This is a genomic window from Streptomyces sp. NPDC056479 (assembly GCF_042795335.1).
Classification (GTDB): domain Bacteria; phylum Actinomycetota; class Actinomycetes; order Streptomycetales; family Streptomycetaceae; genus Streptomyces.
The window spans coordinates 88,857-110,429 of the sequence record NZ_JBHTRZ010000013.1; the positions used below are offsets into that span (position 1 = coordinate 88,857).

Annotated in this window: 22 protein-coding genes; 13 read left to right on the top strand and 9 right to left on the bottom strand. The window is 70.2% G+C overall.

All coding sequences use genetic code 11. From position 1 onward, the window contains the following. Nucleotides 1–85: 85 nt before the first annotated feature. Nucleotides 86–1,843 (top strand): 3-oxosteroid 1-dehydrogenase, encoded by a 1,758-nt coding sequence (kstD, locus tag ACFQ6S_RS39700; protein WP_383420433.1) that lies wholly within the window; start codon nucleotides 86–88, stop codon nucleotides 1,841–1,843. On the opposite strand, the gene ACFQ6S_RS39705 is transcribed toward kstD, so the two are convergent. Genes ACFQ6S_RS39705 through ACFQ6S_RS39720 form a run of 4 tightly spaced genes read right to left on the bottom strand, consistent with a single transcriptional unit; the run spans nucleotide 1,840 to nucleotide 3,792 of the window. After that, on the bottom strand, nucleotides 1,840–2,499 hold the full coding sequence (locus tag ACFQ6S_RS39705; protein WP_383420435.1) for a class I SAM-dependent DNA methyltransferase: 660 nt from the start codon (nucleotides 2,497–2,499) through the stop codon (nucleotides 1,840–1,842). The genes kstD and ACFQ6S_RS39705 overlap by 4 nt on opposite strands. Nucleotides 2,500–2,526: 27 nt before the next feature. Continuing rightward, nucleotides 2,527–2,769 carry a hypothetical protein gene (locus ACFQ6S_RS39710; protein WP_383420437.1) on the bottom strand — a complete coding sequence of 81 codons (243 nt, stop codon included), beginning with the start codon at nucleotides 2,767–2,769 and terminating at the stop codon, nucleotides 2,527–2,529. A 25-nt stretch (nucleotides 2,770–2,794) separates the two neighbouring features. Further along, nucleotides 2,795–3,091: an AzlD domain-containing protein gene (locus tag ACFQ6S_RS39715; RefSeq protein ID WP_383420806.1), complete on the bottom strand. Its 297-nt coding sequence runs from the start codon at nucleotides 3,089–3,091 to the stop codon at nucleotides 2,795–2,797. 14 nt (nucleotides 3,092–3,105) lie between these two features. Beyond that, complete coding sequence (locus ACFQ6S_RS39720) at nucleotides 3,106–3,792, bottom strand: AzlC family ABC transporter permease (protein WP_383420439.1); 687 nt, start codon at nucleotides 3,790–3,792, stop codon at nucleotides 3,106–3,108. A gap of 100 nt (nucleotides 3,793–3,892) precedes the next feature. Here ACFQ6S_RS39720 and ACFQ6S_RS39725 point away from each other — a divergent pair, with 100 nt between their 5' ends. After that, the gene (locus tag ACFQ6S_RS39725; protein ID WP_383420440.1) at nucleotides 3,893–4,441 is read left to right on the top strand and encodes a helix-turn-helix domain-containing protein; all 549 of its coding nucleotides are present in this window, start codon (nucleotides 3,893–3,895) and stop codon (nucleotides 4,439–4,441) included. A 101-nt stretch (nucleotides 4,442–4,542) separates the two neighbouring features. On the opposite strand, the gene ACFQ6S_RS39730 is transcribed toward ACFQ6S_RS39725, so the two are convergent. Further along, nucleotides 4,543–4,746 carry a cold-shock protein gene (locus ACFQ6S_RS39730; RefSeq protein WP_003992177.1) on the bottom strand — a complete coding sequence of 68 codons (204 nt, stop codon included), beginning with the start codon at nucleotides 4,744–4,746 and terminating at the stop codon, nucleotides 4,543–4,545. A 320-nt stretch (nucleotides 4,747–5,066) separates the two neighbouring features. Here ACFQ6S_RS39730 and ACFQ6S_RS39735 point away from each other — a divergent pair, with 320 nt between their 5' ends. The 5 genes from ACFQ6S_RS39735 (at nucleotide 5,067) to ACFQ6S_RS39755 (ending at nucleotide 10,409) form a co-directional block, all read left to right on the top strand. Then, the gene (locus ACFQ6S_RS39735; protein ID WP_383420442.1) at nucleotides 5,067–5,915 is read left to right on the top strand and encodes a menaquinone biosynthetic enzyme MqnA/MqnD family protein; all 849 of its coding nucleotides are present in this window, start codon (nucleotides 5,067–5,069) and stop codon (nucleotides 5,913–5,915) included. A 113-nt stretch (nucleotides 5,916–6,028) separates the two neighbouring features. Further along, complete coding sequence (locus tag ACFQ6S_RS39740) at nucleotides 6,029–7,726, top strand: serine/threonine-protein kinase (protein WP_383420444.1); 1,698 nt, start codon at nucleotides 6,029–6,031, stop codon at nucleotides 7,724–7,726. A gap of 16 nt (nucleotides 7,727–7,742) precedes the next feature. Then, entirely contained in the window at nucleotides 7,743–8,468 is a 726-nt protein-coding gene (locus tag ACFQ6S_RS39745) for a prepilin peptidase (protein WP_383420446.1), read from the top strand. A 122-nt stretch (nucleotides 8,469–8,590) separates the two neighbouring features. Next, complete coding sequence (gene mqnC / locus ACFQ6S_RS39750; RefSeq protein ID WP_383420448.1) at nucleotides 8,591–9,790, top strand: cyclic dehypoxanthinyl futalosine synthase; 1,200 nt, start codon at nucleotides 8,591–8,593, stop codon at nucleotides 9,788–9,790. 7 nt (nucleotides 9,791–9,797) lie between these two features. After that, a complete protein-coding gene (locus ACFQ6S_RS39755; protein WP_383420450.1) occupies nucleotides 9,798–10,409 on the top strand; it encodes a hypothetical protein in 612 nt (203 codons plus the stop codon). 30 nt (nucleotides 10,410–10,439) lie between these two features. Here ACFQ6S_RS39755 and ACFQ6S_RS39760 read toward each other — a convergent pair whose 3' ends face one another. Further along, entirely contained in the window at nucleotides 10,440–11,477 is a 1,038-nt protein-coding gene (locus tag ACFQ6S_RS39760) for a chitinase (RefSeq protein WP_383420452.1), read from the bottom strand. A gap of 235 nt (nucleotides 11,478–11,712) precedes the next feature. Between ACFQ6S_RS39760 and ACFQ6S_RS39765 the strand changes: the two genes are divergently transcribed. From ACFQ6S_RS39765 to ACFQ6S_RS39780, 4 genes are read left to right on the top strand one after another with little or no spacing between them, the layout of a single operon-like run. Next, nucleotides 11,713–12,108, top strand: a complete 396-nt coding sequence (locus ACFQ6S_RS39765; RefSeq protein WP_383420454.1) for a hypothetical protein — start codon at nucleotides 11,713–11,715, stop codon at nucleotides 12,106–12,108. 19 nt (nucleotides 12,109–12,127) lie between these two features. Next, nucleotides 12,128–14,467, top strand: coding sequence for a bifunctional polysaccharide deacetylase/glycosyltransferase family 2 protein (locus ACFQ6S_RS39770; protein ID WP_383420456.1), 2,340 nt, complete (start codon nucleotides 12,128–12,130; stop codon nucleotides 14,465–14,467). Next, nucleotides 14,467–15,834 carry an acyltransferase gene (locus ACFQ6S_RS39775; RefSeq protein WP_383420458.1) on the top strand — a complete coding sequence of 456 codons (1,368 nt, stop codon included), beginning with the start codon at nucleotides 14,467–14,469 and terminating at the stop codon, nucleotides 15,832–15,834. Before ACFQ6S_RS39770 ends, ACFQ6S_RS39775 begins: the two co-directional genes overlap by 1 nt. Before the next feature lie 23 nt (nucleotides 15,835–15,857). Then, entirely contained in the window at nucleotides 15,858–16,553 is a 696-nt protein-coding gene (locus ACFQ6S_RS39780; protein WP_383420460.1) for a demethylmenaquinone methyltransferase, read from the top strand. Between the two features lie 10 nt (nucleotides 16,554–16,563). On the opposite strand, the gene ACFQ6S_RS39785 is transcribed toward ACFQ6S_RS39780, so the two are convergent. Beyond that, nucleotides 16,564–16,878, bottom strand: a complete 315-nt coding sequence (locus ACFQ6S_RS39785) for a PASTA domain-containing protein (protein ID WP_383420462.1) — start codon at nucleotides 16,876–16,878, stop codon at nucleotides 16,564–16,566. Nucleotides 16,879–17,033: 155 nt separating this feature from the next. Beyond that, nucleotides 17,034–17,540, bottom strand: coding sequence for a GNAT family N-acetyltransferase (locus ACFQ6S_RS39790; protein WP_383420464.1), 507 nt, complete (start codon nucleotides 17,538–17,540; stop codon nucleotides 17,034–17,036). Between the two features lie 97 nt (nucleotides 17,541–17,637). Here ACFQ6S_RS39790 and ACFQ6S_RS39795 point away from each other — a divergent pair, with 97 nt between their 5' ends. Next, entirely contained in the window at nucleotides 17,638–18,945 is a 1,308-nt protein-coding gene (locus ACFQ6S_RS39795; protein ID WP_383420466.1) for a geranylgeranyl reductase family protein, read from the top strand. A gap of 1 nt (nucleotide 18,946) precedes the next feature. On the opposite strand, the gene def is transcribed toward ACFQ6S_RS39795, so the two are convergent. Beyond that, a complete protein-coding gene (def, locus tag ACFQ6S_RS39800) occupies nucleotides 18,947–19,573 on the bottom strand; it encodes a peptide deformylase (protein ID WP_383420468.1) in 627 nt (208 codons plus the stop codon). 108 nt (nucleotides 19,574–19,681) lie between these two features. Between def and ACFQ6S_RS39805 the strand changes: the two genes are divergently transcribed. Beyond that, on the top strand, nucleotides 19,682–21,508 hold the full coding sequence (locus ACFQ6S_RS39805) for an FAD-dependent oxidoreductase (RefSeq protein WP_383420470.1): 1,827 nt from the start codon (nucleotides 19,682–19,684) through the stop codon (nucleotides 21,506–21,508). Nucleotides 21,509–21,573: the final 65 nt, after the last annotated feature.

Consider the following 21,573-nt stretch of genomic DNA (forward strand, 5'->3'; position numbering starts at 1 on the left):
CTTGACTTCACAAGGTATCCGCGTCACATTCGCATCTCTGACACATCATCAGAAATGCGGAGCCGTCCAGGCGGGAGCTGCCTCCATGACCACCAGCGCGCACCCTTCCCGAAGACACGTCCTCGCCGCCGGTGCCGCGGGCGCGGTCACCGCCTCCCTCTCTGTCACGGCCGCCCATGCGGCGGACGTGCCTCTTCTCGGCACCTACGACGTCGTGGTCATCGGCTCCGGAGCCGCCGGCATGACCGCCGCCCTGACCGCCGCCAAGCAGGGCCTGAGCTGTGTGGTGCTGGAGAAGGCGCCCACCTTCGGCGGGTCCGCCGCTCGGTCCGGTGCCGGGATCTGGATTCCCAACAACTCCGTGATCCTCGGGGCGGGTGTGCCGGACACGCCGGCGAAGGCCGCCACCTACCTCGCCGCCGTCGTCGGGCCCGATGTGCCGGTGGAGCGGCAGCAGGCCTTTCTCGCGCACGGGCCCGCGATGCTCTCCTTCGTCATGGCCAACAGCCCCCTCCGCTTCCGCTGGATGGAGGGGTACAGCGACTACTACCCCGAGCTGCCCGGCGGCCTCCCGAACGGCCGCTCCGTAGAGCCCGACCAGCTCGACGGCAACCTCTTGGGCGCAGAGCTGGCGCGGCTGAACCCGCCGTACATGGACGTGCCCGCCGGCATGGTCGTCTTCAGTGCCGACTACAAGTGGCTGGCCCTGGCCGCGGTGAACGCCAAGGGCGCGGCCGTCGCCGCGCAGTGTCTCGCGCGCGGGACGGCCGCGGCCCTGCGCGGGGAGAAGCCGCTGACCATGGGGCAGTCGCTGGCGGCCGGGCTGCGGCTGGGGCTGCGCTCGGCCGGGGTGCCCGTGTGGCTCGACACGCCGCTGACCGACCTGTACGTCGAGGGCGGCGCCGTGAGCGGAGCGGTCGTCACCCGGGACGGCGGCCCCGGCCTGGTCCGCGCCCGCCGTGGCGTGATCGTGGGCTCGGGCGGCTTCGAGCACAACGCGGCGATGCGCGAGCAGTACCAGCGGGGACCCATCGGCACGGACTGGACGGTGGGCGCGAAGGAGAACACCGGCGACGGCATCCGGGCCGGGCAGCGCCTCGGCGCCGCGCTCGGCCTCATGGACGACGCCTGGTGGGGTCCGGCGATCCCGCTCCCCGGGCAGCCGTACTTCTGCCTCGCCGAACGGACCCTCCCCGGCGGCCTGCTGGTCAACGCCGCCGGCGCCCGCTTCGTCAACGAGGCCGCCCCCTACAGCGACGTCGTCCACACGATGTACGACGTCAACGACACCAGCCCCGCGATCCCGTCCTGGCTGATCGTCGACCAGCACTACCGCAACCGCTACCTCTTCAAGGACGTCCTGCCGGCCCTGCCGTTCCCCGCCGGCTGGTACGACTCGGGCGCCGCGCACAAGGCATGGACCCTGGACGCGCTCGCCGGCTCGATCGGCGTCCCGGCGGCGGCCCTGCGCACCACGGTGGACCGCTTCAACGCCCAGGCCCTGAAGGGGAAGGACCCCGACTTCCACCGGGGCGACAGCGCCTACGACCACTACTACACCGACCCCTACGTGCTGCCGAACTCCTGCCTCGCCCCGCTCTGGCTGCCCCCGTACCACGCCTTCCGCATCGTCCCCGGCGACCTCGGCACCAAGGGCGGGCTGCTCACTGACGCCCGCGCCCGGGTGCTGCGGGAGGACGGCTCGGTGATCCGGGGGCTGTACGCCGCCGGCAACGCCAGCTCGGCCGTCATGGGGCACAGCTACGCGGGCGCGGGCTCGACGATCGGTCCGGCGATGACGTTCGGGTACATCGCGGCGAAGGACATCGCCGGGGGCGGCTAGGAGAAGGTACCTGCGGGCTTCCTGACGATCAGGAACGCCTGTGCGGAGGTCTCGTCGAGCGCCGGGTCCGGTTCGCGGACCGTACGGGACAGGAGTGCGAAGCCGGCCGCCGTCAGCAGCTCGGCGATGTGTTCCGGCCGGCGGCGCAGGAAGGTGAGCGCGACCGGGTGGCCGAAGGGCCGGTCGTGGTGCCGGTGTTCGTCGCCGGCCTGGAAGGCGACGAGCAGTGGCGCGCCCGGGGCCAGCACACGGTGGAACTCGGCGAAGAGGTCCGGGAGGCGGTCCGCCGGCGTGTGGATGGACGAGTAGAAGGACAGCGCGCCGGCCAGCGCACCGTCGGCGAGGTCCAGCTCCAGCATCGAGCCCCGCTCGAAACGCAGCCCCGGGTTCTCCCGCCGGGCGATGGCGAGCATCGACTCCGACAGATCGAGCCCGAACACCGGCAGCCCCAGCGCCGCGAGGCGGGCGGTGGTACGGCCCGGACCGCAGCCCAGGTCGGCCACCGGGCCGTCCCCGTAGACCAGTTCGGCGAACAGCGCCAGTATCGCCCGCTCCAGAGGCCTCTTCGTGAGCTCGTCCGTGAAGAGGGTCGCGTAGTCCTCGGCGATGGCGTCGTAGAAGGTACGGGTAGTGGTCAGGAAGTCGGCTTCGGTCATGGCCGGGGACCCTAGCGAAGCGGGCGGCTATTCGCCTCCGTCCTCCTGCTCTCCGGTCCGTGTCCGGCCGGCGCCGATGGCGGTCCCGACGGCGATGCCCAGACACATTCCCAGCGCGAGCCCGAGCGCCAGGTTGTCGAAGAGGGTCATCCCGAACACGAGGCCGATGCCCGTGCCGAGAGAGAGACCGACGGACATGCCCATCGCCAGTCCGTTGCCGGCGGGAGTGCCGTCGCTCTCCGCCTGGTTGTTCTCTTCACCGCTTGTCACCCGGTGATTTTCCCACGGGGACGCTTCATGCCAACCCCGCCGCCCGCAGCAGCGCGGTGGCCCCGGCCGCCCCCAGCACCACCACCGGGAAGGGCGCCCGCCGCCACGCCAGCACGCCCGCGACCAGCACCCCGGCCGTCCGCGCCCACCCCGCGAAGCCGCCGCCCTCCGTCAGCCCACCCGTCGCCAGCAACGCCACGAGCAGCACCACCGCGGCGGCCGCCAGCAGTTCCTGCACCCGCACGGGCAGTTCGACCCGCCCCTGCAAGGCCGGGCCGACCAGCCGGAAGGCGTACGTCCCCACCGCCAGCGCCAGGATCATGACGACCGTCGCATTCACGCCGACACCTCCTTACGGCCGTACAGGACCAGCCCGGCCAGCGCCAAAGGCACCGGCACGCCCGCCGGGACGGCCGGCGTCACCGCCAGGGCCAGCGCGGCGCCGAGCAACGCGCACCGCCGGGTGCGGGCGTCCGTGCGCAGGGCCGGCAGCACCAGGGCCACCAGTACGGCCGGGAAGGCGGCGTCGAGGCCGTATGTCGCCGGATCGCCCAGGGCGCTTCCGGCGAGTGCGCCGACGACGACGCCGGTGTTCCAGGCGGCGAACAGACCGAGCCCGTTCACCCAGAACGCCGCCCGGCGATGCCGCGGATCCGGCTGGGCCAGTGTGAAGGCCACGGTCTCGTCGGTCACGAGGTGGGCACCGAGAAAGCGGGCGAGCCGGCCCCGGCCGCCGAGGACGTCCGCCACGGCCAGGCTGAAGGCGGCCGTCCTGGTGTTCAGGAGGAGCCCGGTCGCCGCCGCGGCGATCGGCCCGCCGCCGGCCAGCAGCACACCGACCGCGCTGAACTGCGCCGAGCCCGCGTACACGATCAGCGACATCACCACCGGCACCCAGACCGGCAGCCCGCCCGCCACGGCGATCGCGCCGAAGGAGACGCCGACGACCCCGCTCGCCAGCCAGACGAGTGCGCTGTCGCGCACCAGGGGTGCCATCATCGGTGTTCGGAGCAGCGAACGCATGTTTTCCAGAATGAACACGTTTTCCAGCATGGACACCAAAAGCTATGTTCGTCAAGGCGAACGAACGTACCTGTAGAGCGAACGACTGGAAGTGAAGCGCATGAGCGAGCCCCTCACCTGGATCGCGGTCTCCCTGCGCCGCGAGCGCACCCGCGCCGGGCTGTCGCTGTCGGAGCTGGCCAAGCGGGCGGGGATCGCGAAGTCCACGCTGTCCCAGCTGGAGTCGGGCAGCGGGAACCCCAGCGTGGAGACGCTGTGGGCGCTGGGAGTCGCGCTCGGTGTGCCGTTCAGCGCGCTGGTGGAGCCGCCGGCCCCGGCCGTTCAGGTGATCCGGGCGGGCGAGGGGCCCACGGTCGCCTCGGAGCGGGCGGACTACGTGGCCACCCTGCTCTCCGCCAGCCCGCCGGGCGCCCGCCGGGACCTCTACCACCTGCGCGCGGAGCCGGGCGCGGCCCGGGAGTCGGAGCCGCACATTCCGGGGAGCGTGGAGCATCTGATCGTCAGCACCGGCCGGGTGAAGGCGGGGCCCCGGGGCGAGGAGGTCGATCTGGGGCCCGGCGACTACATGTCGTATCGCGGAGATGTGCCCCACTCGTACGAGGCGCTGGCGCCCGGGACGACGTTCGTGCTGGTGATGCAGCACGTATAGAGGGAGGGCAGAAAAAGGCAGGAGCCCCATTGCCTTGCGGCACGGGGCTCCTTGGGTACTGCTATCAGTTCCGGATCAAAGCACCAGGCTCCGAGACCGAATCAGACGGGGGTGACGTTCTCCGCCTGCGGGCCCTTCGGGCCCTGGGTCACGTCGAAGGAGACCTGCTGGTTCTCCTCCAGCGAGCGGAAGCCGCTCGCGTTGATCGCGGAGTAGTGAACGAAGACGTCGGGGCCGCCGCCTTCTTGGGCGATGAAGCCAAAGCCCTTTTCGGCGTTGAACCACTTCACGGTTCCGGTAGCCATAAGCCCTCCTTGGGCCCAAAGGGTTGCCCTGCTCCAGAACCCTGCAAGTGTGAAAACAAGTGCCGCACAACTGCATACGTCTGAAAACGACGAGAGCCCGCGGTTACATGCTCCGCAGGCTCTGTACTGCAAGGGAAACCAAACTGCAACTTGCGGCGAGCCTAGCACGCGGGCAGCCGAAAGCAATAGAGGTCAAGATCACGTCACTCGGACGTTTGAAGCCCCGTGTCGGGATTGACGGTGAGGTGGTGACCTGGGTGTCACCGGAGAGTCGCCACCCTGAAGGCTGCACGCTACCTCATAGGGTCTAGCCTCGCGATGTGGACAATTCTCGCACCCGGCCGCGCGTAGGCCACATCCAGTTTCTGAACTGCCTGCCCCTGTACTGGGGGCTCGCGCGAACGGGCACCCTGCTCGACTTCGAGTTGACCAAGGACACCCCGGAGAAGCTCAGCGAGCGGCTGGTGCGGGGCGACCTCGACATCGGGCCGATCACCCTCGTCGAGTTCCTGCGCAACGCCGATGACCTGGTGGCCTTCCCTGACATCGCTGTCGGCTGCGACGGCCCGGTGATGTCCTGCGTGATCGTCTCGCAGGTCCCGCTGGACGAGCTGGACGGCGCCCGGGTAGCCCTCGGCTCCACCTCGCGCACCTCGGTGCGTCTGGCCCAGCTGCTGCTCGCCGAGCGCTACGGCGTACAGCCCGACTACTACACCTGCCCGCCCGATCTCAGCCTGATGATGCAGGAGGCGGAGGCGGCCGTACTCATCGGAGACGCGGCACTGCGGGCGAACCTGCTGGACGGGCCGCGCTACGGCCTCGACGTGCACGACCTCGGCGCGCTCTGGAAGGAGTGGACCGGCCTGCCCTTCGTCTTCGCGGTCTGGGCGGCGCGCCGGGACTATCTGGAGCGCGAGCCGGTCATCACCCGCCAGGTCCACGAGGCCTTCCTCGACTCCCGCAACCTCTCCCTGGACGAGGTCGGCAAGGTCGCCGAGCAGGCGGCCCGCTGGGAGGCGTTCGACGAGGAGGTCCTGGAGCGGTATTTCACGACCCTCGACTTCCGTTTCGGCGGCCCGCAGCTCGCGGCGGTGGCGGAGTTCGCGCGCCGGGTGGGACCGACGACAGGATTTCCCGCGGATGTGAAGGTGGATCTGCTCCGGCCGTGAGCGGATCCGCCGCCGCGGGAAAGGGCGGGGTGCTCGCGCACTAACCTGCTGGGGGAGTTCCACTGCGGCAAAAGAGTGCCCATGGGGCCGTACGGGGGGAGGGGTGGACGCCGATGCAGCCGCTCGGAGTTGACGAGCCCGCGGTCGTCGGACCGTACCGGCTGCTCGGCCGGCTCGGCTCGGGCGGCATGGGGCGGGTGTACCTGGGGCGCAGCGCGGGCGGCCGTACGGTCGCCGTCAAGATCGTGCATCCGCATTTCGCCCTCGACGAGGAGTTCCGCGCCCGCTTCCGCCGCGAGGTGGACGCGGCGCGCCGGGTGGGCGGCGCGTGGACGGCGCCCGTCCTGGACGCCGATCCGGAGGCGGCGGTGCCATGGGTGGCCACGGCGTACGCGGCCGGACCGTCGCTGTCGTCCGCGGTCGCCGACGCGGGTGCGCTTCCCGCGCATTCGGTGCGGGCGCTGGGGGCGGGGCTCGCCGAGGCACTCGCCGCGGTGCACGAACTGGGCCTGGTGCACCGGGACGTGAAGCCGTCGAACGTCCTGCTGACACTGGACGGCCCCCTGCTGATCGACTTCGGCATCGCGCGGGCCATGGACGGCACCGCGTCCCTCACCTCTACCGGCGTCTCGATCGGCTCCCCCGGATACATGTCGCCCGAGCAGATCATCGGCAAGGGGGCCACGGGAGCGGCGGACGTCTTCTCGCTGGGCGCGGTGCTGGCGTACGCGGCGAGGGGTGAGCCTCCGTTCTCCGGGGACTCGTCGGCGGCGCTGCTCTACAAGGTCGTCCATGAGGAGCCCGAACTCGACGCGCTGGACGGTGAGTTGCGGGAGCTGGTGGCGGACTGTCTGGCCAAGGACCCCGGCGCGCGGCCCACTCCGGGCGAGGTGGCCCGGCGGCTGGCACCGCAAGGGGCGGCTCGGCTGGTGGCGGGCGGGTGGCTGCCGGGGGAACTGGTCGAGCAGGTCAGCCGTGGTGCCGTCCGGCTGCTGAACCTGGAGGCGGCGGAGGACGTCGCGTCGGGGCCGGTGGCGTTCAGCGCCCCTTCGCAAGGGGTGCCCGAGACGGCCGGGGCGGACGCGCGTGCGGCGACCGCCGGGCAGTTCGGGCCGCCGCCCGTGATGCCGGCCACGCCGCCCCGGACCCCTGCCGCGGTCCCCGAACCCCGTGACGCCACGCCTCCCCAGGACGCGGTCCCGACGGCCGGCCCCAAGCCCGGCAAGCTCTCGCTGTCCGTCGCGGCGGCGTCGACGCCGGGGGAGGGCGGCCGGGGGCGGCGGATGAGCTGCACGGTGGCGTTGGGGGTCGCCGGCGCGTTGGCGGCGGTGACCGTGGGATCGGTGTTCGTGTTCGAGCTGTTGCCGGACGACGGCGACGGCGACGCGGGCAGCTCCGACACCGGCGCCTACTCGCCGAAGCCCACGGCCAGTTCGAGCAGCCCCGGAAGCGCCGGAACCGCCGTCCCCGAGCGCTACCTCGGGACCTGGGAGGGCAAGGCCACCGTCCTGGACGGCGCCTTGTCGGCCGGTACCTTCCGGCTCACCGTGCACAAGGCCGACGTGGGCGACGAGCTGGGCACCCTCCGGCAGACCGACCTGCTCGGCGGCGTCTGCAACGACGTACTGACCCTGAAGCAGGTGACGGCCAAGGCGCTCGTCGTGACGTCCGTGGGCCGCAAGACCAACCACGGCGGCTGCAACCCGAAACCGCACACCGTCCGGATCGCACCGGCCGGGGACGACCTGGTGTACCGCTCGGAGAGCAGTGACGAGGGCAATCCCGAGGCACGGTTGTCGAAGGTCGGGTAGTGGGGCCGACGTGGGGATGAGCACGCTCGTCGTGATCGTCGTGGCCGGGCTGTGGGGCGCGGTGGCGGGTGCCCTGCTGCCTCGGGCCGCCTACCGGTTCTCCGTGGCCGCGGAGGAGGAGTGGCGCAAGCAGTGCCCCCAGGGGCATCCCGTCCGGGGATGGCTGGGGCGGGCCCCATGCTCGCGATGTGCCATGCGGTACGGCCCCGGCACGCCTCTCGTCGCCCTCACCACCGCCCTCCTGTGCGCGGCCCTCGGCGCCGCCACCGACACCCGCCCCGAACTGGCCGTCTGGCTGCTGCTCACTCCCGTGGGCGTGCTGCTCGCGCTCGTCGACCTCCGGGTGCGCCGGCTGCCCGACGTGCTCACTCTGCCGCTCGCGGGCGCCGCGCTCGGACTGCTCGGCGTGGTCGCGCTCGTGCCGGAACACGCCGGGGACTGGCCGACGGCCCTGTGGGCCTCGCTCGCGCTCGGCGCCGGCTACTGCGCCCTGCATCTCATCAACCCCGGCGGCATGGGATTCGGCGATGTGAAGCTCGCGCTCGGGGCGGGGGCGGTGCTGGGCTGGTACGGCTGGGCGACGGTCATGCTCGGCACCTTCGCCGGGTTCCTGTTCGGGGCGCTGTACGGCTGGGGGCTGGTGCTCGTGCGGCGGGCCGGGCGCAAGTCGGCGATCCCTTTCGGGCCGTTCCTGCTCGGCGGGGCGTACGCGGGGCTGCTGATCGGCGCGTACGCGGCCTGACCTCGGGACCGCGAAAACGCTGGCGTAGGCTGGTCCGGTCCGCCCGCCCGTCTCCCGCCACCACCCTTGTTCTGAGCGCTTCGCGCGCACCTACTGATTTCCTTGACGAAAGGGACGCCCCGGTGACCGAGAAGGCCGACCTTCAGTCCGTCCTCGACCGTGCCGCAGCGGGCGGGCGGATCAGCCCAGAGGAAGCGCTCGACCTCTACCGCGACGCCCCGCTGCACGCGCTGGGCGCCGCCGCCGACGCCGTACGCCGCCGCAGGTACGCGGGCACCGAGCACATCGCGACGTACATCATCGAGCGCAACATCAACTACACGAACGTCTGCGTGACGGCGTGCAAGTTCTGCGCCTTCTACGCCGCCCCCAAGGACACGGCCAAGGGCTGGACCCGCGATCTGGACGACATCCTGCGGCGCTGCGCCGAGACCGTCGAACTCGGCGGCACCCAGATCATGTTCCAGGGCGGCCACCACCCGGACTTCGGCGTGGAGTACTACGAGAAGCACTTCGCGGCCATCAAGAAGGAGTTCCCGCAGCTCGTCATCCACAGCCTGGGGGCGAGCGAGGTCGAGCACATGGCCCGGATCTCCGGTGTGTCGGTCGAGGAGGCCATCACCCGGATCCACGAGGCCGGCCTCGACTCCTTCGCGGGCGCCGGTGCCGAACTGCTGCCCGCGCGGCCGCGCAAGGCCATCGCCCCGCTGAAGGAGAGCGGCGAGCGCTGGCTGGAGATCATGGAGGCCGCGCACAACCTCGGTGTCGAGTCGACCTCGACCATGCTGATGGGCACGGGCGAGACCAACGCCGAGCGCATCGAGCACCTGCGGATGATCCGTGACGTCCAGGACCGTACGGGCGGCTTCCGGGCCTTCATCCCGTACACTTACCAGCCCGAGAACAACCATCTGAAGGGCCGTACGCAGGCCACGATCTTCGAGTACCTGCGGATGATCGCCATCGGGCGGCTGTTCATGGACAACATCGCCCACATCCAGGGGTCCTGGCTGACCACCGGCAAGGAGATCGGCCAGCTGTCGCTGCACTACGGCGCGGACGACCTCGGCTCGATCATGCTGGAGGAGAACGTCGTCTCCTCGGCCGGTGCCAAGCACCGCTCCAACCGGATGGAGATCATCGACCTGATCCGCAAGGCGGGGCGGGTGCCGGCGCAGCGCGCCACGACGTACGAGCACCTGGTCGTGCACGACGACCCGGCGAACGACCCGGTCGACGAGCGGGTCATGTCCCACATCTCGTCCACGGCGATCGAGGGCGGTACGGCCCACCCCGAGCTGAAGATCCTCGCCTCCAACTGACCTGCCTGTGCTGACGATTCACGCCGACTCCCGGGGCCACGCGCTCGCCGTCAAGGGCGCGTGGATCGCCGACGCGGGAGCGCTGGAGGAGCTCGTCGCCGCGCATCCGCAGGCTCGGGTGCGGGAGTGGCCGGGCATCCTCACGCCCGGACTGATCAACCTCCACGGCAATGAGCTGCTGGAGGAGGCGTACCACCCGGATCCGCGCGAGGCCGATGAGCTGGGCACCGAGCCGATCACCGGGGAGGCACTGGTGGCACTGGCCCAGTCCATGGACGCGGCACGCTGGGGAGCGAGCGCGCGGCGGGGAGTGCAGCGGATGCTGGCACACGGCACGGTCCGGGCGGCCTGCGAGGAACTGCGCAATCGCGCGGTGAGCGACGCCGTGCACCGCACCGGTCTGGCGGTGATGGGCCGGATCGGGCGCCCCGGCGGGGCACCCGCGCTCGACCCGTACGACGCCGGTCTGCCGGTGGAGTTCGCGGAACCGAGGGAGCGTCACTCCGCGGCGCGGTTCGCGGTGTTCGACGTACGCGACGAAGGTGAGCTCGTGGAGCGCGGCGCGAGGACGTGCGTGGCGACGGTGGTGGACGGCCGTTTGGTCTACCGCCGACGGTGAGGGAGCACCCCTCTTTTTGCCCCCCCGAGCTCACCCCGAAAACGCCTCCGCAAACGCCCCGTCCTCCTGATCCACCCCACTGCAATTGGTCAGGGCGTCATCCGAAGACGCATCGTCACCACACTCCTGATCCCGAAACGTCGCCCACATCGACACCCACCCGATCCCCTTCTCCTCGGCGAACTCCCGCACCTGCGCCGCGTCGTCAAGCGTGAACGTCTCGTTGTCGACGTCGTTCGTACCGAGCATCGACGTCAGCGCCATCGCCTTCCACGCCGTCGCGTCCGACGTACCGAAGATCTCCTTCAGCTGGGAATGGACCGCCTTCGCCGACGTGACCGCGTAGTCGCCCATGTCGCCGTCGTACGACTCGCCGTAATTCATCGTCATGATGTTCACGGTGGAGACCTGGACGTCATGCTCGTTGGCGGACTCCAGCAGCGCCACGCTGTCGTCGTCCAGCCCGGACGGCATCACCGGCAGCGTGAAGGAGACCTCCAGATCACTGCGCTCCTTCTGCAGCAGCGCTATCGCCTCGGAACGCAGATCCACCGAGTCGGAGTCGGTCAGCGCGTCGCCCTCGACGTCGAAGTCGGCCTGCGCGGAACCCGCCGCGTCCAGCGCCTTCCCGTACGCCTCCGCAAGGTCGGACGCGCTGTCACAACTGGCCGCCAACTCCTTGCCGGAGGCGCCGCCGAAGGAGACGCGGACGGTGGCACCGTCCTGAGTGAGCCGGGAGATACGGGACTTCACGGCCGAGTCGGAGAGGGCGGTGGTGCCGTTCCACTTGGGCGTGCAGTCGCTGCCGTCCGAGATGACGAAGGCCAGGTTGTACGTCGCCGGGGAGCCGGCGGAGTCGTTGTCGGAGGCCTCGACGGCGCTGACGTAGGGCGCGTACGACGTGCTCGACGAGGCGCTCGGTGAGGCGCTCGGTGAGGGCGACGCCTCGGTCTGCGACGGTGTCGGCGGCGCCGCGTCCGCCGTCCCGTCGGAGCCCGCGGAGCACCCCGTGATGGCCAGTGCAAACATGCAGGTGAGCCCGGCCGTCGCCGTCAGGAAACTCCGCATTGCGTCCGTACCCGCTTTCGTGATTTCTGCCTCAGGCTGAGAAATGGCATACGTGCCCGGGGCGCAAATGTCTCACAGTCCGCTGGACCCGGATCCCCAACTCCTCTCACATGGCTGTGAAGTGCGCGGTCGTTCGCAGAAACTCTCAGGAAACGTACAGGTTAAGGCGTTTCTCATGGGCGTCTCACATAAAAAGAGAGCCGTGGCCACATAAAGCCTCCCTAACATCCGGGGAATGCATTCCGAGCCCGCCATCGAAAACCGCGCCGCCGAACGCCGTGTGCGCGGTCGCCGCCGCAAACGCGGCAACGGGTCCGCCGAGGGGCCCGTGTTCGTTGACAACTCCGGACGCCGCTCCAAGCTGCTGCGGCGCCTCGGCCTCCTGCTCGGCGTGGCCTGTCTCGGCTACGCGGTGGTGCTGGGCATGGCCTTCATGGGCTTCGGCACCTCACTGACACCGTCCCAGCTGCTGCCCTTCGCCAACGGCCAGGGCGGCCCCGGCGGCGCGGGTCCGGGCGAGCAGCCCCAGGGCGGCCGCGGCAACCCCGTCGCCCCGCCCAGCGGCACGCCGTCGACGCCGCCCTCGGGCGCCCCCGCCCCGTCCGCGTCCGCCGACGCGTCCGCCAACTGACCGGAGCGCAGCCCCACTCATGACCACGACGACGCCCTCACGTCGCCGCCGCCGCCCCTCCCGCATCGAGCGGGTGGCGGGCAAGGCCGCGGCCCTGCAAAAACCCCGGGTGATCCTCGCCGGGCTGCTCCTGCTCGCGCTGACCAGCGTCATGCTGCTCGACGGCTATCTGCGCGCCGAGGTCGGCGGAGACCAGCGGGTGCGCACGGGGGCCAGCTCCGGCAAGGTCCCCGACAAGGTCCTCGACGGTGGTCCGATCCTCACTTTCCGGGGCGGTCAGGCCACCACGGTGTCCGTGCCCGAGAAGACGATCGCGCTCACCTTCGACGACGGTCCGAACCCGACCTGGTCGCCGCAGGTCCTGGCGATCCTCAAGAAGTACGACGTGCCCGCCACGTTCTTCGTGGTCGGCTCCATGGTCTCGCGCTACCCCTCGATCGTCGCGGACATGGTCGAGCAGGGCAACGAGATCGGCATCCACACCTTCACCCACGTCGACCTCTCCTACCAGAGCGATGCCCGCGTCAATCGCGAGATGCAGCAGACCCAGCTCGCGCTCGCGGGCGCGGCCGGCATCACCACCACGCTGTTCCGGGCGCCGTACTCATCGGAGACGGACGCCATCGACAACTACAGCTGGCCCGTCTACAAGAAGCTCGGCGAGGAGGGCTACACCAGCGTCTTCGTCGACACCGACAGCGACGACTGGAAGCGGCCGGGCGTCTCGAAGATCATCAAGTGGGCCACACCGGACGACGGTGAGGGTGCCTCCGTCCTGTTCCACGACGCGGGCGGCGAGCGGTCGCAGACGATCAAGGCGCTGCCGACGTACATCGAGAAGATGAAGGCGAAGGGCTACACCTTCACCACGATCAGCGGCGCGATCCAGAAGGACGAGGCGGCGAACGGCGGGCAGGCCGGCGCCGCTCAGGCCGGTGGCGCTCAGGCCGGTGGCGTGCAGATCGGCGGTCAGCAGACCGGGGGCCAGGCGCAACAGGGGCAGGGCGGTCCGAACGGACAGGCCGGCGCGATGGGCGCGGGGACTTCGAATCTCCAGGCCGCCCACCGCGAGGCCACCGGCGCGACCCTGTACGAGGGCAAGGCCCTGATCGGGGCCGTGGCCGTCGCGGAATGGACGGTGCCGGTGCTGTCGGTCGGCCTCCTCGTCGTCGGGGTCGCCGTCATGGGCCGCTTCGGCATGATGCTGATCCTCGCCCGCCGCCACCACCGGCAGCGCAACAGACGCCGGTTCAGCTGGGGGCCCACCGTCCACCAGCCGGTGAGCGTGATCGTCCCGGCGTACAACGAGAAGGAGTGCATCGCCAACACCCTCGAGTCGCTGGCGAAGAGCACCCATCCGATCGAGATCATCGTGGTCGACGACGGCTCGACGGACGGCACGTCCGAGATCGCCCGGAACGCGGCCCGCGAACTCGGCATGACCAACGTCCGGGTCATCCGCCAGGAGAACGCGGGCAAGCCGGCCGCGCTGAACAACGGTGTGCGCAGTGCCAGTTACGACATCGTCGTGATGATGGACGGCGACACGGTCTTCGAACCGGACGCCGTGCACCAGCTCGTGCAGCCCTTCGCCGACCCCGAGGTCGGCGCGGTCGCCGGCAACGCCAAGGTCGGCAACCGCAACACCGTGATCGGCGCCTGGCAGCACATCGAGTACGTGATGGGCTTCAACCTCGACCGCCGGATGTACGACCTGCTGCGCTGCATGCCCACCATCCCGGGCGCGATCGGCGCCTTCCGGCGCGAGGCGGTCCTGGGGGTCGGCGGCATGAGCGAGGACACCCTCGCCGAGGACACCGACATCACCATCGCGATGCACCGCGCGGGCTGGCGGGTCGTCTACCAGGAGCACGCGCGCGCGTGGACCGAGGCGCCGGGTTCGCTGAAGCAGCTGTGGTCCCAGCGCTACCGCTGGTCCTACGGCACCATGCAGGCGCTGTGGAAGCACCGCAAGTCCCTGACGGACAAGGGTCCTTCGGGTCGCTTCGGCCGGGTCGGCATGCCGCTCGTCGTCATCTTCCAGATCGTCACGCCGGTGTTCGCTCCGCTCATCGACGTGTTCACCGTCTACTCGATGATCTTCGTCGACTTCCAGGCGGCCCTGTTCGCGTGGCTGGCGGTACTGGGGGTGCAGCTGCTGTGCGCGGCCTACGCCTTCCGGCTCGACCGCGAGCAGTACCGCTATCTGCTGATGATGCCGCTGCAGCAGCTCGCCTACCGCCAGATGATGTACCTGGTCCTCATCCACTCCTGCATCACCGCGATGACGGGCGGCCGGCTGCGCTGGCAGAAACTGAAGCGCACCGGCGAGGTGGGCACACCGGCCGGGGTGAGCTGATGAGCTGGGAACAGGAGGGGTACCAGCAGCAGCCGTATGAACAAGCGGGGTATCCGCAGCCGTACCAGCAGCCGTATCCGCGGCCGGACCATCCGCAGGAGGGGTACCTCCAGGGATACGGTCAGGGATACGGGTACCCGGGGTATGCGCAGCAGTCGTATCCACCGGAGTACGCCGAGTACGGGCAGGGCCAGGGAACGGCGCAGGTGACCGCCCCGTTGCCGGTGGTGGAGCCGGAACCGGAGCCCGGGTCCGTGACCCCGGCGCCCCCCGGAGCCGCCGAGGCGGAGGAGGAGAAGCCTCCGCCTCGGCCCCCGGGCCGCGACCGCTACTTCGACACCCTGCGCGCCATCGCCCTGATCCGTGTCGTCACCTACCACACCTTCGGCTGGGCCTGGGCCGGCATGGTCTTCCCCTCCATGGGGATCATGTTCGGCCTGGCCGGCACCCTCATGGCCAAGTCCCTGGAGCGCCCCGCGCCGAAGGTGCTGAAGAGCCGGCTGCGCAGGCTCCTGCCGCCGTTCTGGTTCTGGGGCTTCTTCGTGGTGCTGGCCATGCTGATCCACGGCTGGATACCGAACTGGGAGATCGTCTACTGGATCGTGCCGCTCGGCGACCCGCCGGGCAACGCGTGGGGCGAGCAGGCCTGGGAGATCCTCTGGTACCTGCGGACGTACCTCTGGTTCGTCCTGCTGTCCCCGCTGCTGCTGAGGGTGTTCCGGCTGGCCCCGGTGCCGGTCCTGCTTCTGTCACTGGCCCCGATCCTGGTCTTCCACTTCGCCTGGGAGCCCCCGGACAACCGCCTCGGCAGCGCCCTCACCGACCTCGCCACCTTCCTCTTCTGCTGGATCCTCGGCTTCGCGCACCGCGACGGCGTGCTCCAGCGGCTGAAGCCGTTCGCGGTCGTCGTCCTCTCGCTCGCCGCGATCGGCTACGGCGGTTGGTACGCCTTCACCCACCAGGCCGAGACCGGGTCCTACGACCTGGACGACATCCCCCTCGCGCAGGCCTTCTGGTCGGCGGGTTATGTGACGCTGCTGATGTACGCCAAGGCGTACTTCAAGGTCGACTTCGCCGGGCTCACCCGCTTCCGCCGTCTCGACCGGCTCGTCACGATCTTCAACTCCCGTGCCGTGACGATCTATCTCTGGCACGAGATCGCGCTGATCCTCGCCGTCCCGCTGATCGACCGGTTCTGGAACGTGCCCGCGTTCGAGAAGTACCTGCCGCTGGAGAGCCAGTGGTTCATGTTCGGCATCGGCTGGCTCCTGATCGCCGTCTTCGTCCTGCTGTGCGGCTGGGTGGAGGACGTGGCCGGGAAGAAGAAGCCGACGCTGCTCCCGGGAGGGCGTACTGCGACCCGGTGAGGCCGTACTGCCACAATGGGCCCGTGACCCGCGCATCCCTGGACAAGCAGCCGCACGAAGTCGCCTCGATGTTCGACAACGTGGCGGAACGGTACGACCTGACCAACGACGTGCTGTCGCTCGGCCAGGACCGCAGATGGCGCAAGGAGGTCGCGAAGGCCGTCGATGCCCGTCCGGCGCAGAAGATCCTCGACCTCGCCGCCGGTACGGCCACCTCCTCGCTGCCCTTCGCGCAGACCGGCGCCTATGTCGTGCCCTGCGACTTCTCCCTCGGCATGCTCCAGGTCGGCAAGCGCAAGCACACCTGGCTGCCGTTCACGGCGGGCGACGCGACGAGGCTGCCGTTCAAGGACGACACCTTCGACGCCGTGACGATCTCCTTCGGGCTGCGCAACGTCCAGGACTTCGACGGCGCCCTGCGCGAGATGTACCGGGTGACGCGGCCCGGCGGGCGGGTCGTGATCTGCGAGTTCTCGCACCCGACCTGGGCGCCCTTCCGCACCCTCTACACCGAGTACTTGATGCGCGCCCTGCCTCCGGTCGCGCGCACGGTGTCCTCCAACCCCGACGCCTACGTCTATCTCGCCGAGTCCATCCGCGCCTGGCCCGACCAGCCGGCCCTCGCCGAACGGCTGCGCAAGGCGGGCTGGTCGAAGGTGGCGTGGCGGAATCTGACGGGCGGGGTCGTGGCCCTGCACCGGGGTTTCAAGCAGGGCTGAGCGGTGCCGCTCAGGCCGAGCTGACCACGGGGTAGGGGTCCTCGCCGGGCTCGTCGAGCTCGCGTTGCAGTCCGCCGGAGGGTGGTCGCGGGATGCGTGGCTCGCGGATGCCTCCGCCGCCCTCGCCCTCGCCGAAGTCGAACCAGATGTAGACCATCGAGTCCCTCGGCACCTCGGCACCGGGCTGGGGATACTGACGGACGACGTAGTCGACGACGGCGAGATGGAAGTCCGGCCGGTCCGGTGCGTTGAGGATCAGGCCGTGCGACTTCGCCGCCTCGCGCGCGTCCATGGCCATCAGTCCGACGAGTTTCGGTACTCGCACCTCGAGCGTTTTGGGTGTTATGCGCACAGATGTCACCCCCAGCGGTACCTGCAGAGTAACCGCCCGGGGGTGTCGTTCGGAAGCTTCAAGTACCTTTCTGTAACAGTCGGTTACTCAAGGTGATGAATCCGGAGTCTGATCTTACGGATCCACTTTCAGAGACCGAGCCGGTAGCAGTGCCCCTTGTGCCGGGCATCCGCGGTGGTGAACACCTCGGCGAGTGCCATCCCCAGCCGCCGCGTCACCGCGATCGACCGGGTGTTGCGGGCGTCGACCATGGCCACCACCTCCGGCACCCCGGCCGCCCGCACCCGCTCCAGTGTCATCCGCGCGGCCGCCGTGACATAGCCCCGGCCCCAGTACTCCCGCCCGAGGCGCCAGCCGATCTCGATCTCGCCCGTGGGACCCCACTCCCGCTCCCACGGCTGGGCCCCGGTGAAACCGATGACCCGCTCGTGCTCGTCGAGCATGGTCCACAGACAGAACCCCCGCTCGGCGTCGTGCCGGCGCTGGCGGGCGGTGAGCTCCTCATAGACGGACGGCTCCGCGGCCCTGCCGCCGTGGAACTCCATGACCTCCGGGTGGGCGAAGACCCGGTGCCAGGCGACCGCGTCCTCGTCGGTGGGCACACGCAGCCGTACTTCGGGGAGAGCTCGGTTCACAGGGCAGCCCTTCAGCCGGGTGATCAATTCTGCTGAATAGACTGCCCATGTCCAGTGCCGGTCGGCACGCAGATTTCGAACCCGGGGAGATCCAGCCGTGACCGTCCTGACCGAGCACCACTCCTCGCCGCTCGCCGAGAACACCGCCGATGTGATCGTCGTGGGTGCGGGCCCGGCCGGCTCCGCGACGGCGTACCACCTGGCCAAGTCCGGCCTCGACGTCCTCCTGCTGGAGAAGACCGAGTTCCCGAGGGAGAAGGTCTGCGGTGACGGCCTGACCCCGCGCGCGACCAAACAGCTCGTGGCCATGGGCATCGACATCTCCGAGGAAGCCGGCTGGCTGCGCAACAAGGGCCTGAGGATCATCGGCGGCGGCGTGCGCCTCCAGCTGGACTGGCCCGATCTCGCCTCCTTCCCCGACTACGGCCTCGTCCGCAAGCGCGACGACTTCGACGAGCAACTCGCCCGCCAGGCCCAGAAGGCCGGCGCCCGCCTCTATGAGCGCTGCAACGTCGGCGCCCCGATCATCGACGACCGCACCGGCCGGATCACCGGCGTCCACGCCAAGCTCGGCGAGGAGAAGCGCGAGGTCACCTTCCACGCGCCGCTGGTCGTCGCCGCCGACGGCAACTCCACGCGCCTGTCCCTGGCGATGGGCCTGCACCGCCGCGAGGACCGCCCGATGGGCGTGGCCGTACGGACGTACTTCGAAAGCCCCCGGCACGAGGACGACTACCTGGAGTCCTGGCTGGAGCTGTGGGACCGCCGCGGCCCCGGCGAGGACCGCCTCCTGCCCGGCTACGGCTGGATCTTCGGCATGGGCGACGGCACCTCGAACGTCGGCCTGGGCGTGCTCAACACCTCCGACTCCTTCAAGGAACTGGACTGGCGCGAGGTCCTGAAGGCCTGGTGCGCCTCCATGCCGGAGGACTGGGGCTACACCCCGGACAACATGACCGGGCCCATCCGCGGCGCCGCTCTGCCGATGGCCTTCAACCGGCAGCCCCACTACACCAAGGGCCTGCTGCTGGTCGGCGACGCCGGCGGTCTGGTGAACCCCTTCAACGGCGAGGGCATCGCCTACGCCATGGAGTCCGGCCAGATCGCCGCCGACGTCATCGTCCAGGCCCACGCCCGCCCGACGCCCGCGAGCCGCGAACTGGCCCTCCAGCGCTACCCGCGCGTCCTGAAGGACACCTACGGCGGCTACTACACGCTGGGCCGCGCCTTCGTGAAGCTCATCGGCAACCCGAAGGTCATGAAGATCGCGGCCCAGCGCGGTCTGACCCACCCGATGCTGATGAAGTTCACGCTGAAGCTGCTCGCGAACCTCACGGACCCGACCGGCGGCGACGCGATGGACCGCATCATCAACGGCCTCAGCAAGGTGGCCCCGAAGGCCTGAACTAGCTGTTCAACGCCTCGATGTTGGCGGCCCGGCGCGCGAACACCTCGTCCCGCCGGTCCGCCACCTGCCGCAGCGCGTCCTTGCGCTCCCGCTTGGACAGCCGGTCCAGATAGACCCGCCCGTCGCAGTGATCGGCTTCGTGCGCCAGACAACGGGCGAAGTACCCGGTGCCCTCGATCAGGATCGGCTCACCGTCTCTGTCGAGCCCGCGCACCACGGCCCGGTCCGGACGCGGTACGTCCATCGTCGCGCCCGGGACGGAGAGGCAGCCCTCCGTGTCGTCGAGAAGCCTCCTGTCCGAGGCGTCGATCGGTTCCAGCACCGGATTGACGATGTGCCCGACATGCCGGACCCCGTCGTCGTCCGGGCAGTCGTACACGAACAGCCGCAGGTCCACGCCGACTTGGTTCGCCGCGAGTCCGGCCCCGTCGGCGATGTACATCGTCAGGAACATGTCGTCGATGAGCGCGGCGAGATCGGGCCCGAACTCGGTCACATCGCGGCACGGCTTGTGCAGTACCTCCTCACCCGTCTCGGTGATCCTGCGCACCGACCCGCGCCGGGCCTCGGGCGCGAGCGGCGGATACGACTCGACGGGCCTGCCTTGCACGAAAACGCTGGGCATCGCTTTTCTCCCTCTCTGTCTGTCTCTCCTCGCGGGTTGTGAGGATGCTGTGGCCGGGCGCGAAACAGGCTTCCGACCTCGGCGGACCCTCCCTACCCTCCGGGACTCATGACAACAGAACACGCGCAGGAGCCCCAGGAGAAGACAGGTCACACACCGTCCGGCCACACCCGCAGACGCTTCCTGGCCGGCGCCGGGTCGGTGGCCGGCACCCTCGCCTTATGGCCGGCGGGCAGTGCGCGGGCGGCGGTGGGCAAACGGGTGGCCGTCCTCGGCGGCGGCGTCTCCGGTCTGAGCGCCGCCCAGGAACTCGCCGAACGCGGCTACGCCGTCACCGTCTACGAGTACTACGACACCCTCGGCGGCAAGGCCCGCTCCATGCCCGTCCCGGGAACGGCGGCCGGCGGCCGCGCCGACCTCCCCGCAGAGCACGGCTTCCGCTTCTTCCCCGGCTTCTACCGGAACCTTCCGGACACCATGCGCCGCATCCCCGTCGCCGGCAACGCGCACGGCGTCCACGACAACCTCGTCAGCGGCACCGAGGCCCTGTTCGCCCGCGAGGCCGGCCGGCCCGACCTGCACTTCCCGCTCCGCCGCGTCACCACCCCGCCCCGCCCCGGCGATCTCACCCTCGGCTGGATCCGCGACCAGCTCCTGTCGGTCCTGGACCTCGGCACCCGACTGCCCGCCCACGAGGTCGCCTACTTCGCCGACCGCCTCCTCGTCCACCTCACCAGCTGCGACGCCCGGCGCGAGGCGCAGTGGGAGAAGGTCGCCTGGTGGGACTTCATCCGCGCCGAGGAGATGAGCGAGGAGTACCAGACCCTCCTCGGCATCGGCCAGACCCGCAATCTCGTCGCCACGCGCGCGGAGGTGGCGTCGACCCGGACCGTCGGCCGCGTGATCATCGAGGCGCTGCTGCTGTGGGGCCTGCTCGGCCGCGGCATGGACGGTGACGCCGACGTCGACCGCGTCCTCAACGCCCCCACCAACGAGGCCTGGATCGACCCCTGGGAGGCCCACCTGCGCTCCCTCGGCGTCGAATTCGTCCTCGGCACCCAGGTCCACGAGATTCGCTACGACGGCGGCCGGGTGACCGGCGCCCGCGTCTCGGCCCGCGACGGAGGCGACGAACGTACGGTCACCGCCGACCACTACGTCTCCGCGCTCCCGGTCGAGCACGCGCGCCTGACCTGGGGCCCGGGGCTGCGCGCGGCCGACCCGCAGCTCGCCAGGTGCGACGCGCTGAAGACGGACTGGATGACCGGCGTGATGTTCTATCTGCGCACGCCCACCCCGGTCGTGCACGGCCACATCAACTGCCTCGACTCACCCTGGTCGGTGACCGGCGTCGGCCAGGCCCAGTTCTGGGACGGCCGGGACTTCTCACGCGACTACGGCGACGGACGCGCCCACGACTGTCTCTCCGCCATCATCTCGGAGTGGGACAAGCCGGGCATCCTGTACGGCAAGACGGCCAAGGAGTGCACCAAGGAGGAGGTCGTCGCCGAACTCTGGGCACAGCTGAAGGACGGCCTGAACGACGCCGGCAGGACCGTGCTCCGGGACGAGGACCGACTCGGCTGGTTCATGGACCCGGCGGTGACGGGCCTGGGCGGCCCCGACCCGCGCAACCGGGAACAGCTCCTCATCCACCCCACGGGAACCCTCTACAACCGCCCCACGGCCCGTACGAGGGTCCCGAACTTCTTCCTCGCGGGCGACTACGTCCGCACCGATGTGGACCTGGCGACGATGGAGGGCGCCAACGAGTCGGCACGCCTCGCGGTCAACGCACTCCTGGACGTGGACAATTCGGACGCCGAGCGCTGCCGGATCTGGGAGCTGTACCGGCCGCCCGAGCTGGAGCCGCTGAAGCGGGTCGACGAGGTGCGCCACCGGCTGGGCCTGCCCAACACCTTCGACCTCGGATGAGGCGTATCGGATGAGACGTAAGGGCCGCTGCCCCCGAGCGGCTGCGGCCCTTACGGTGATCCCTG